Genomic DNA, 11,896 nt, shown 5'->3' on the forward strand with positions numbered 1-11,896 from the left:
CCCTGCAAATTTGCAGGGTTTTCTTTTTTTAGTCTCCCTTGTTCCACTCCAAGCTTTTGCCTTTTGAATTTATGATATATTTGAAGGGAGTTGCACCTACGTAAATAATGCATCACATCATTAGCATGTCGTTATTGGGTATATCTAAATGTTTCAAATACGTTGTAACTTATTTAATTTAAACCTACAATGAATATTCCAAATCTAAGTTTTCTGATTCTTTTCATGGTATTGCCTACCCTTTCATTTGCACAAATTCCAAAGGGACATTTTCTTGATTCAGATGGAGAAATAAAACCTTTCAAGCAAGAGGAAAAGGAGATTTATCATTATGCTGTTCTATCTGAGTTGCCATTTGAAAATACCTGCCCAAAAAAGAATCAGATAGATTGTACCGAAGAAAAACTATCAGAACTAATAAATGATGGATTAAAAAATAAGCCCAAGTATAAGGGGCGGGCATACGTTTATTTCACAGTTAACGAAAATGCAGAGATTAAAGATGTTAACGTTACCTCCTATCCTAAATCTAATTCAATAAATAATCTTTTGGAAAAGGTCACCAAAAAACTAACGATGCGCCATGCCCAATACAATGGAAGAATAGTCAAAACAAGATTATGGACTTATTTAGTATTTGAATAAAAGTTTTGCAACATTGGAAATCATTTTTACCAAGCTTACAACCCACATTATACCGAAATGAAAAAATGGATTTTATACATAATTGCTCTTGGATTTTCTTCCTACTGGGCATCCAACCTACTGTTGTGGTTTCCCTGGAGTTATAACCCAACCTTGGGAATCACCTTAATGTTGACCGTTGTACCTCTTTTATGGGCTTACGCTACGTTTCTAGCTCTAAAAACGTATCCAAATGAAGGGTTGTTAAAGGGCGCTTTACAGATTGCCTCTATCTTTCTGGTATTGGCCGTAATACTGGACTATATTTTCTTTGGCCTTATCAGAAATGCAATGGACGATTTGTATCATCCCACCACCTTTTATGGCTATGCGTTTTTAGTGTTCTGGCCCCTCCTCTTAGCTTTGATTTTTAGAAAGAACATATCCCAAAGAAAAAAGGATGTCACAAAAACCGATTTCGTTAGAGGTGGTATGTTCGGGCTGCTCTGTTTTGGGACAGTGACCTTGATAATTCTCCTTAGAATTGAAATTTGAAACAAACAAAATGATCCTAAAGGGTTGAGAAAAAAGCAAGTCTTTTTTGGCTAACTTCGAGGCATCATAATAAAAACGTTCAGAATGCGTCTCACCCGAAGAAATCATATTATTTTTCTAACATCCGCGGCGGTGCTACTTTTTGGTGCTTGCCGTTCCAAAAATCAGAAAACAGAAGACCCTAATACATCCAAAGAAGATAATCTTTATTTGGGCCAAAAACCGCCTGGCTCCACCCCAGAGCCTTTTGCTCCAGGAATAGTGACTTCAGAAGATTGGGAGGTGAGTGGTGTCTTTACACCCGACCTAAACGAATTTTATTTTATTCGACGGGATGCGAACAAGGAAAAACAAGAAATGGTCACCCTTACCAACAAAGATGGCCAATGGCATGAAACGGCCACTGCTCCCCGTAGGGGACAACCCTTTTTCTCTTCGGATGGAGAGACCCTATATTTGAGCAGTTGGCACAGAAAGCGCACAGAAACTGGTGAATGGTCCGAAATGGAAGCTCTTACTTCACCCTTTGACACCTTACCAACCATGCGTCTTTCCGTATCGGACAAGGGGACCTATTTTTTTGATGAGTTTAAATCGGATATTACAGGTGATATTTGGTATTCGCAATTTATTGATGGAAAGCACGAAGAACCAAAACGTCTTCCCAACACCATCAATACTGGCAAAAGTTTCCACCCCTTCATCGCTCCAGATGAGTCCTATCTTATATTTGATAGCGAGAGAGAGGGCGGTTATGGCGATTCTGATATTTATATCAGCTTCCGGCTGCCAGATGGCTCATGGGGCAATCCCATTAATTTAGGGGACAAAATAAATACGGAAGCATGGGAGGCCTGCGCCAGCATTACACCAGATGGAAAATACCTTTTTTTCAATAGAACCGTTGGCCCCGCTGCAAATGAAAATGATGGTTACGAAAATGTAGATATCTTTTGGGTGGATGCTGGATTTATCGAAAACCTCAGGAATAAATAAGCCATCATCAACATTTAAGAAAGGAAACAATCAAAAATAAGCACTGTTATACATGAATCATAAAGCAATAAAGCTCTTTTTGCGGCTTGCACTATCATTAGGGTTTCTATCCGCGGTTGCGGACCGATTTGGGATGTGGGACGAAGAAATTTCGGTTTGGGGGAATTGGGAAAATTTCTTGGGCTATACAGAATTGATCAACCCCTGGCTTCCCGATTCCATAATTCCGGCCATTGGAACCTTGGCAACGGCAGCGGAAGTTATTTTTGCCATCTTCTTGATTATCGGATTTAAAACGGAATTGTTTGCGAAATTGAGCGGGTTTCTCCTTTTGTTATTTGCCTTATCTATGACTTTTTCAACCGGAATAAAGGGCGCATTTGATTATTCCGTATTCAGCGCTGCCGCGGCTGCTTTTGCCTTAAGTCTTATGAAAGAAAAATATTTGGAATTGGACACCCTTATTTTTAAACCCAAAAAATAAAGATTTACCATATAGTGCTGTTCCCGTCTTCTTCTAAAAAATTCCTGAATGAAACAATCTATAATACACATTGCTTTGGTGGTAAAAGACTACGATGAAGCCATTGAATTTTATACCAAAAAGCTCAATTTTAACTTGCTAGAAGATACGTACCAACCCGAACAGGACAAAAGATGGGTGGTTGTGGCCCCGCCTAATTCCACTGGGACAACAATCTTGCTCGCAAGGGCATCAAAACCAGAACAAGAGCAGTTTATAGGCAACCAATCGGGAGGAAGGGTCTTTCTGTTTTTGCATACTGATGATTTTTGGAGGGATTACAACGAAATGAAATCCAAGGAAATTGAATTTGTTAGAGACCCGAAAGAAGCAGAATATGGAACAGTGGCCGTTTTCAAGGATCTCTATGGCAACCTGTGGGATTTATTGGAACTGAATTCTGACCACCCTATGCTAAAAAGAATATAATGAGCAATATCAGTTCCCAAGGGCTGGTCTATTTATTCTAGTAATGCAAGAAACCATGTTTAGAAAAAAGATTAAGCCGCTTGAATTAAGTATCTTACGGTCCAAACACATAGAAACGAAAAACAAACAACCATGAAACCGCTACCCCTGTTAGACCACAAAATACCACTTACACTGGGAGCCTTGGCATTGACCCTTGCCCTGATTATTGTGGAATATTTGAACGGAGGCGTTATTACCCATCACTTACTGGCAGATGATAATTTACCGGGGGTTTCCAACTGGTGGGGACTTGTTACTGTCCCATTAGCAACCTATGTGGTGGTTACTTTACTTCAAAAAAGACAAAATAAGACAACCTCCCATAACGATTCAAATGGGATTTTGTACCGATTTTTTGGCGCACTTACCTTGGGTATTGCAATGTGCATTTTATGGGCATTTGGGCTTGTGGAAATAATGCAATATTTAATAGTGTTGCCTGTGGTCATCGCGTTGTTCCGACCTGTCTATTTGCCCGAATGCTTTTTAGGGTTTGTATATGGAATGCTGTACACTTTTGGTGGCATATTACCTATCCTCATAGGACTTGTTTTAACGATATTATGCTTCATAGCCTATAAAGGTATTCGGGGAGGAATATTGTTTCTGGTCTCCAAAATTTAAGCACCTTATTCATAACCTGGTTAGTAAAAACATAAAAAATCCAATGAACAAATTTCTTATTCTCTTGGGAGCCATTATAGTTGTGGTTTCTTGCAAAAGTGACAAAACGGTCCTTACTCTTTCCAACGGAATCCATATTTCAAATGCGCACATCATAACATCCGAAGATGGCACCTACTCCCCTTATGTGGGTCATGTTGTTACAGAAGAAGGTAAAATCATCTATGTTGGGGAAGAAGAGCCCACTATCAACGGAAGTTTTGAAAGCATTGATGGGACAGGGAAGTTTTTAATTCCCGGATTAATAGATAGCCACACCCATATTACCGAAGTGCAAGGTATGCTCCCATACCAGATGGAAGCCTATCCAGAACTGGCGGAGGCGTTCATTGCACAAATGCCCAGAAGTTATCTCTATTTTGGATTTACAACTTTGATCAATCTGGGTGGAATATCGGAAAAACAAATTTCAGACTTTAACAGCCAACCCCTACACCCCGACCTATACCATACCGGAAGATCAGGGGCGTCCGTGGCAAATGGCTACCCCATGAATTTTGCTCCTGAAGAGTTCCGTTTTGATGGAGCACCAAACTTCATCTATTTGGAAAGCGAAGCAGATAATATTCCTGATAAATTCAATCCTAGCGAACATACACCAAAAGCTGTGGTGGAGCGCATCAAAAAGTCTGGTGGCATCGCCGTAAAATCCTATTACGAGTCCGGCTTTAGGGGAATGCCAAAACTACCCGTTCCAACCAAACAGATCATGAACGATTTAATGGAAAACACCCACAAGAATGGAATGGTGTTGACGGTTCATGGAAATTCATTGGAAGCCCATTCCTTCCTAACCGATGTGGGAGTCGATGTTATTGCCCATGGCATGTGGAACTGGGGCGAATACAGAAATGTTCCGTCAGATTCGTTGCCTGACGAAGTTAAAAACGTGTTGGACCTGCAAATTCAGAAGCAAATTGGTTACACCCCAACGCTCACCGTTCTTGCTGGTGAGGAAGCATTGGCCGACTCCCTATTTCTGAACGATCCCCAACTCAAAAAAGTAGTGCCGCATAAACTATTGGAGTGGTATGCAACTGAAGAGGGACAATGGTTTGCCAAAGAGCTTTTTTCAGAACTTCCTGCGGAAGAAGTCCACAAAATTTATGGGGACATTCAAGCACATGCCATGCTGGCACTTAAATATTTGTCTGATAACAATGGACGTATTCTATTTGGCACCGATACCCCCTCTGCCCCAACCTATGGAAATCAACCTGGGCACAATGGATATTGGGAACTCAAGTTGATGAAAGAAGCCGGTATGCCCTTAGATCAAATACTGGCCTCTGCAACTATCAACAATGCCCAAGCTTTTGCATTGGATTCTGTGGGTTCCATTGCCGTGGGAAAAAAGGCCCACATGTTGCTTCTGTCCAAAAACCCATTGCAAGACATAGAAGCCTACAATGCCATTGAAAAACTATTTGTAAGCGATACGGTGGTAGAGAGAGAAGATTTGTCGGTAAACTAAAAGAGATTTGGGTTTTTAGATGATTTCGAGTCAGTTAGCACAAGCATTTTGACAGTCCTAAACACTCCTCGGCTTACTCATTCCCCCAACTTTAAAAAAAGTGCAGGCATGGTCTCAGAATCTAAGGCTTCCATGTCCACCAATTGCAGCGATTTTACCATGTGCTTCGTGCTTGTCTTGTAGTGTATAAAATGTGGCGTTTGCAAATGTGATTGGTAAGCTTCTTCACTGGCATAGATTTCCAATAGCCTAATTTGGTTCGGATTGTCGCGTTGGAACATCGGGTAAATACAAATAACCCCGGGTTCCAACCGTACCGAAGCTTCCGCTTCTTCTTTTAAAATAGCCACATAGTCGTCCCGAAATTCTGGGACAATTTCAATCTCGGCAATACGGACCATCACACTATCATAATCTACCTCAGTCTCATTTATATGACCCTGGTTGCACGAACCCAATAGAAGAATTGTCAGTATAGTGAGTAAGCCAAGTTTTTTCATATTCGCCTATCTGTTCGCGTCCAATTGCTTTACCACCTTGGCCGGCACCCCTGCTACCACGGTATTATCAGGCACATTCTTGGTTACTACGGCCCCAGCAGCGACAACGGAGTTTTCTCCAACAGTTACCCCTGGCAAAATGGTGCAGGCCGCCCCCAACCAAGCATTCTTTTTAATGAGAATAGAACTCAAATCCAAGGATTTACGGTTCAAAGGATCAAGTGGGTGGTTTTCGGTAATCAAATTTACCTTTGGACCGATTTGTACATCGTCTTCAATGGTAATGCCCCCCAAATCAAGAAAGGTACAGGCATGATTTATAAAAACATTTTTGCCAAGTTTAATGTGCTTTCCAAAATTGGTATAGATAGGTACAAATACCCTTGTGGTAGTATCTATGGGATTCCCTATGAGTTCCGAAAGTCTCTCTCGAATTTCATCAACACTTGTAGCGGTATTTAAATCAGCCGAAAGCCTTATGGCTCGATTCACCAACTTCCATGCCTTTGGCCAGCCCGAATGTTCCTTTGGAACAATGCCGCCAATAAGCATTAGCTCAAAAATGCTATTTTCTTCCTCGGCCATTATTTTCAGGTCAATTAAGGCTTCTAAATTCTTTGGGCGAATGCCCCACTTGCTTTTTGAACAATCTGCTAAAGTGCTGCGGATATTTAAATCCAAGCTCATATGCTATCTCACTGACTGATTTGTTGGGATTGAACACCTTTTCCTTGGCCACATCAATAAGCTTGTTCTGAATGTATTCTTGTGCCGAATAGCCCATTTCCTTTTTCACCAAATCTCCAAAATAATTTGGAGAGAGATTCAGTTGGTCCGCAAAATACCCTACGGAGGGCAAGCCGTGTTTTTGTGGTTTTTCCGAAGACAGGTAATCATTGAGCAACACATCAAATTTTTCCAAGGCTCCTTGGTGGGGAATCTCACGGGTCAAAAACTGTCGGTCATAAAACCGTAGACAATAATCCAGCAAGAGCTCAATATTACTCACAATCAATTTTTTGCTGTGCTTGTCCAGATTTTGCTCCAATTCATACTGAATTTTGTCGATAACACTTAAAATCAGCCCGCGCTCACGGGCAGATAAATGCAAGGCTTCCTTCACGGAGTAGGAAAAAAAAGTGTAGCTATTGATTTTTCGCCCTAAATCACTTCCCAACAACAAATCGGGATGAAAAATCAAGGCATACCCTTTGGGCTTGTAATCTGGGTCATAACTAATTCCCGCTTTTTGACCCGGCCCCATAAACACCATGGAACCTTCATCAAAATCATATTCGCCACCGCCATATTTTAACTTGCAATTCTTGGCATCCTTCAGGAAAACGGCGAAGCAATCAAACTGCAGACCGTCGTACGAATAATCAGGATATGCGGTTGTTCGCTCATAATCCAAAATGCCCACCAGTGGATGATCTGGTTTGGAATTTCGCCAAGCGAAATAATCCGCCACTGATTGTATATGGTATATGTTTTCCATCTATTGTTAAATTTTATCTAAAGATAAGGGATTGATTGTCAGCTAATCAACCTCAATGCACAAAATCTGTAATAATGGTATAAACATCCGTGATCTGGGTATTACTTCCACTTACATAGATGAATACTTTTGGTTTGATGGAAAATCTTAAAAAAACATCATCATGAAAAAAATAATTTGCTTCATCGTGTTTGCCATATCTGCAAGCATTTCTGCCCAAGATTCAATTTACACCGTTTCTTCCTATTTCACCGAAGGTTTCAAAGCACCTAACACACATTACATTGGAGAAGCTTGGCTAAATCCTGTTCTGCAAGCAGATGGCGATTTAACATACAACATTACCAAGGCAACATTTAAGGCGAATTCCACCTTAGACTGGCATACCCATGAATCTGTACAAGTATTGATCATCGTTGATGGTGAATGCTACTATCAAGAAAAAGGAAAGGAACCAACGGTTTTGAAAGAGGGTGATGTAATCAGATGCGAAAAAAACACGGAACATTGGCATTCTTCTTCCAAGAACAGTGATGTGACCTATCTGGCCATCTACGGCGGAGAAACACCTACCGTTTGGACAGAAGTGGTAACACAAGAATATTATGACACTGTAGCAAAAAAATTGAGTGAGTAATTATCATTTAAAGTTTGTCTAGTAAAGCATACTATGAATAGGTAACTAAGCCGAAAATGAAAAACGTCAACCTTTTCCTGGTTCTTTTTACTACCCTATTGTACCAAGGGTACTCCCAAGAGAATGACCGTAAATTTTTGGATGACTTTAGGGGCACGGCCAGTGTTACCCATAATGGAATTTCCCTGGTTCCCTCCTTTTCATTGGGTGACCCAGCTTTGCTGTTCGATTTAAAATTCACCAAAGGCAAATTGAGCTTTGAACCCGATATGCGTTTTGCCCTAGAGGGCAAACCATGGTCATTTTTGTTTTGGTTTCGATATAAAGCGGTTGAAAAAGAACGGTTTTCCTTGCGGATTGGAGCACATCCGGCGCTAAACTTCAGAACGGTAACCGTAATTCGTGATGGGCAACCTGAGGAAATTCTGGAATCCCGACGCTATGTGGCCGCTGAAATTGCGCCGAATTACAAATTAGGGGAAAATACGGAAATTGGTATCTACTATCTTCATGGCAGGGGTTTCGACGAGGGCGTAAAACAGACTAATTTTCTTGTGCTGAATTCCTATTTCAACAACCTCAACCTAACCAAAGACTTCTATTTTAATATATCCCCTCAAACCTATTATTTGAGAATGGATGACAAAGAGGGATTTTATGCGGTAGGGTTTGTGACTTTGGCCAAAAGGGATTTTCCCGTATCGATCTCGGCCATTTTTAACAAAGCCATCGATACCCAAATCGTACCCGAAGATGATTTTATATGGAACGTATCCGTAAACTACAGTTTCGGGAGTTGAACAAGCACATAAAAAAATAATTTTTCAATCCTAACAATACCAATAATTTAGACACAATCCGAACGGATAATTTAGTACCTTAAAACAAATAATTTCAACATGGCAACATACAATCTAAAAATCAACGGAAAATCCCAAACAGTGGATGTAGATGCAACCACACCAATGCTTTGGGTATTGCGAGACCATTTACAAATGGTCGGTACCAAATTTGGCTGTGGAATTGCACAGTGCGGCGCATGTACCATCCATTTAGGAGACAATGCGGTGCGCTCTTGCCAATTACCGGTTTCCACCGTTGGAGAGCAAGAAATCACAACTATTGAAGGCTTGTCTGAGCATGGAGACCACCCCGTACAGAAAGCGTGGTTGGAAGTTGATGTTCCGCAATGTGGCTATTGCCAAGCTGGGCAAATCATGACAGCTTCGGCCTTGTTAAAACGAAACCCTTCGCCAACAGATGATGAAATAGAAACAGCCATGAACGGGAACATTTGTCGCTGTGGAACCTATATCCGTATCAAAAAAGCCGTTAAAATCGCTGCAGAAAACAACTCTTAATTCACCCTAAACTTTTAAAAAAATGACACTCATAAAAACACAAATAGGTCGTAGGGCCTTTATTAAAAACACCAGTTTGGCTGGGGGTGGATTGGTTCTCGGTTTCAGCTTTTTTAATGCTTGCAAACCCAAGGTTGCCGAAGCCGTTGCCATGGAATTGGAAATGCCCGAAGAATGGTATGAAATGAATGGCTATCTAAAAATTGGCGATAATGGGGTAGTCACCATCATGTCCCCCAACCCTGAGATTGGTCAAAATGTACGAACATCCATGCCCATGATCGTGGCGGACGAATTGGAAATTGATTGGAAAAATGTGGTGGTGGAACAAGCACCACTCAACACCAATTTGTATAGCTGGCAAGTTGCTGGAGGCAGTAGGTCCATCAGCAGCTCTTGGCAGAACCTTAGGATGGCCGGAGCAACCGCTAGGCATATGTTAAAAGAAGCTGCTGCCCAAGCTTGGCAGGTCCCTGCCAGTGAAATTACTGCAATAGCTGGAGTTTTATCACATGAGGCCAGTGGCAATTCAGCGGGTTATGGAGAAATGGCTTCCGCAGCGGCGCAAATAGAGGTGCCCGAAGAAGTTGAACTCAAAGAAAGGTCAGAATTTTCCATAATCGGTACATCACGAAAAAATGTGGATGGTAAAAATATAGTTACCGGCAAACCCTTATTTGGCATTGATGTTCAACGCGAAGGTATGTTGATTGCATCCTTGGTACACCCACCAGCTTTCGGTAAACGATTAAAATCCTTTGATGCCGAAGAGGCCAAACAAATGCCCGGTATTCGTGATGTTTTTTCCATAAAATTATATGATGATGACTTTGATAAAATGGCGTTTCATTTTACCGCCTTTAATGAAGTAGTCGTGGTTGTGGGAGAAACGACTTGGCAAGTATTTCAGGCTAAAAAAGCATTGAATATTGAATGGGAAGATGCACCGGACACAACCCAAAACCTTACGTTGTTCGGGAATGCAATGGAAGTAAAACATCCTGCTGGCATGGAAAATTCTGATAGCCATACTGCACAATTAAAAGAATTGATTGCACGCAATGCTAAGGTCGCCCGAAGGGATGGGAACCCAGAGCAAGCATTTAAAAATGCAGACAAAATCATTGAACGAAGCTACAGTTGTCCATTCTTGGCCCACAATACCATGGAACCCATGAACTTTTTTGCCAATGTGACCGAAGACCATGCCGAGTTGCTTGGGCCTACCCAAACCCCAGAATGGATGGAGCCAGCCGTGGCAGAACGTTTGGGATTGCCTTTGGAAAAAGTGGACATTCAGATGACCCGTCAAGGTGGTGGTTTTGGCCGTAGATTGTACGGTCATTTTATGGTAGAGGTCGCTGCTATTTCACAACGGATGAAAGCTCCCGTAAAATTGATGTACACCCGTGAAGACGATATGTCCCAAGGTATTTATCGACCATCGTACTACGCCACCTACCGCGCCGCATTGGATGCCGATAATAACCTAATCGGGTTTCATGTGAAAGCGGGTGGAGTACCAGAGAGCCCGTTATTTGCCAACCGCTTTCCTGCGGGTGCCATTGACAATTATTTGGCAGAAGATTTTACGGTTGATACCAATATCACCACAGGTGCGTTTAGAGCACCGCGTTCCAATTTTATTGCTGGAGCAGAACAGTCTTTCTTGGATGAATTGGCCGAAGTAATGGGCAAAGACCCCATCGATTTCAGATTGGAATTGCTGAAACGTGCCGAAGAAAATCCTGTCGGCAGTCCAGAGTCCAATGATTATGATGCTTCACGCTATGCCGGTGTGTTGGAATTGGTAAGGGAAAAATCAAATTGGGGACAAACCGAGGCTGGCGTCCATCGTGGCGTTTCTGCTTATTTCTGCCATCAAAGTTATGTGGCGCAAGTACTTGATATTGTAATGGAAGGTGACACCCCAGTTGTCCAAAAAGTTACTGCTGCTATTGATTGCGGTATAGTGATAAACCCTGACGCTGCTTCAAATCTGTCAGAAGGCGGAGCTGTTGACGGAATTGGTCATGCTATGTACAGTGGACTGACCTTCAAAGATGGAGCTCCTGAACAGACCAATTTTGACAGGTATCGCCTAATTCGACATAGTGAAGCCCCAAAAGCCATTGAAACCCATTTTGTAAAAAGTGATGTGGATCCAACGGGAATGGGAGAACCTCCTTTCCCACCCATTATGGGTGCTTTGGCCAATGCGCTTTACAAAGCTACGGGGAGAAGGTACTATCACCAACCGTTTATTACAGATAGACCTCCATTGATAGGTTAAATATGGATACTGAGTCTCTGTTCAACAATAAAAAACCCCTAAAATCAATGATTTTAGGGGTTTTTGTTGGCCTACAAGGACTCGAACCTTGAACGACTGAACCAAAATCAGCTGTGTTACCAATTACACCATAGGCCAGTACCACAATTGAGCGTGCAAATTTATAACAAACTTTGGTTTCGACAAATATTTTAGCAAGATTACACGCTAATTTTTGCTCCATTACTGTTAAAGCTTTTTCAAAAAGGGCGAACCTTCTCTCTGATATTTACTAAATTCG

At 41.7% G+C, this 11,896-nt stretch carries 14 protein-coding genes and 1 tRNA gene; 11 read left to right on the forward strand and 4 right to left on the reverse strand.

The features are described from left to right. Window positions 1–189: 189 nt before the first annotated feature. The 7 genes from AB1A65_RS01860 (at window position 190) to AB1A65_RS01890 (ending at window position 5,327) form a co-directional block, all read left to right on the forward strand. The gene (locus AB1A65_RS01860) at window positions 190–645 is read left to right on the forward strand and encodes a hypothetical protein (protein ID WP_366585043.1); all 456 of its coding nucleotides are present in this window, start codon (window positions 190–192) and stop codon (window positions 643–645) included. Between the two features lie 57 nt (window positions 646–702). Further along, on the forward strand, window positions 703–1,179 hold the full coding sequence (locus AB1A65_RS01865) for a hypothetical protein (protein ID WP_366585045.1): 477 nt from the start codon (window positions 703–705) through the stop codon (window positions 1,177–1,179). Window positions 1,180–1,263: 84 nt separating this feature from the next. After that, window positions 1,264–2,175 carry a hypothetical protein gene (locus AB1A65_RS01870; RefSeq protein ID WP_366585047.1) on the forward strand — a complete coding sequence of 304 codons (912 nt, stop codon included), beginning with the start codon at window positions 1,264–1,266 and terminating at the stop codon, window positions 2,173–2,175. Window positions 2,176–2,227: 52 nt separating this feature from the next. Beyond that, the gene (locus AB1A65_RS01875) at window positions 2,228–2,659 is read left to right on the forward strand and encodes a DoxX family protein (protein WP_366585049.1); all 432 of its coding nucleotides are present in this window, start codon (window positions 2,228–2,230) and stop codon (window positions 2,657–2,659) included. Window positions 2,660–2,707: 48 nt separating this feature from the next. Then, the gene (locus AB1A65_RS01880) at window positions 2,708–3,127 is read left to right on the forward strand and encodes a VOC family protein (protein ID WP_366585051.1); all 420 of its coding nucleotides are present in this window, start codon (window positions 2,708–2,710) and stop codon (window positions 3,125–3,127) included. 132 nt (window positions 3,128–3,259) lie between these two features. Continuing rightward, entirely contained in the window at window positions 3,260–3,793 is a 534-nt protein-coding gene (locus tag AB1A65_RS01885; RefSeq protein ID WP_366585053.1) for a hypothetical protein, read from the forward strand. A 43-nt stretch (window positions 3,794–3,836) separates the two neighbouring features. Beyond that, entirely contained in the window at window positions 3,837–5,327 is a 1,491-nt protein-coding gene (locus AB1A65_RS01890) for an amidohydrolase family protein (RefSeq protein WP_366585055.1), read from the forward strand. A 77-nt stretch (window positions 5,328–5,404) separates the two neighbouring features. Here the strand turns inward: AB1A65_RS01890 and AB1A65_RS01895 are convergent, their stop codons facing one another. From AB1A65_RS01895 to AB1A65_RS01905, 3 genes are read right to left on the reverse strand one after another with little or no spacing between them, the layout of a single operon-like run. Then, window positions 5,405–5,827 carry a putative quinol monooxygenase gene (locus AB1A65_RS01895; protein WP_366585057.1) on the reverse strand — a complete coding sequence of 141 codons (423 nt, stop codon included), beginning with the start codon at window positions 5,825–5,827 and terminating at the stop codon, window positions 5,405–5,407. 6 nt (window positions 5,828–5,833) lie between these two features. Beyond that, window positions 5,834–6,412, reverse strand: coding sequence for a DapH/DapD/GlmU-related protein (locus AB1A65_RS01900; protein ID WP_366585059.1), 579 nt, complete (start codon window positions 6,410–6,412; stop codon window positions 5,834–5,836). A 10-nt stretch (window positions 6,413–6,422) separates the two neighbouring features. Beyond that, entirely contained in the window at window positions 6,423–7,325 is a 903-nt protein-coding gene (locus AB1A65_RS01905) for a helix-turn-helix transcriptional regulator (protein WP_366585061.1), read from the reverse strand. Window positions 7,326–7,488: 163 nt separating this feature from the next. Between AB1A65_RS01905 and AB1A65_RS01910 the strand changes: the two genes are divergently transcribed. The 4 genes from AB1A65_RS01910 (at window position 7,489) to AB1A65_RS01925 (ending at window position 11,616) form a co-directional block, all read left to right on the forward strand. After that, complete coding sequence (locus AB1A65_RS01910; RefSeq protein WP_366585063.1) at window positions 7,489–7,962, forward strand: cupin domain-containing protein; 474 nt, start codon at window positions 7,489–7,491, stop codon at window positions 7,960–7,962. A 56-nt stretch (window positions 7,963–8,018) separates the two neighbouring features. Then, window positions 8,019–8,762: a hypothetical protein gene (locus AB1A65_RS01915; protein ID WP_366585065.1), complete on the forward strand. Its 744-nt coding sequence runs from the start codon at window positions 8,019–8,021 to the stop codon at window positions 8,760–8,762. A gap of 99 nt (window positions 8,763–8,861) precedes the next feature. Next, on the forward strand, window positions 8,862–9,323 hold the full coding sequence (locus AB1A65_RS01920; protein ID WP_366585067.1) for a (2Fe-2S)-binding protein: 462 nt from the start codon (window positions 8,862–8,864) through the stop codon (window positions 9,321–9,323). A 22-nt stretch (window positions 9,324–9,345) separates the two neighbouring features. After that, window positions 9,346–11,616, forward strand: a complete 2,271-nt coding sequence (locus AB1A65_RS01925; protein WP_366585069.1) for a molybdopterin cofactor-binding domain-containing protein — start codon at window positions 9,346–9,348, stop codon at window positions 11,614–11,616. Between the two features lie 66 nt (window positions 11,617–11,682). Here AB1A65_RS01925 and AB1A65_RS01930 read toward each other — a convergent pair. Continuing rightward, a tRNA-Gln gene (locus AB1A65_RS01930) sits at window positions 11,683–11,754 on the reverse strand. Window positions 11,755–11,896: the final 142 nt, after the last annotated feature.

This window comes from Allomuricauda sp. ANG21, assembly GCF_040705235.1.
In the GTDB taxonomy this organism is placed as follows: Bacteria; Bacteroidota; Bacteroidia; order Flavobacteriales; family Flavobacteriaceae; genus Flagellimonas; species Flagellimonas marina.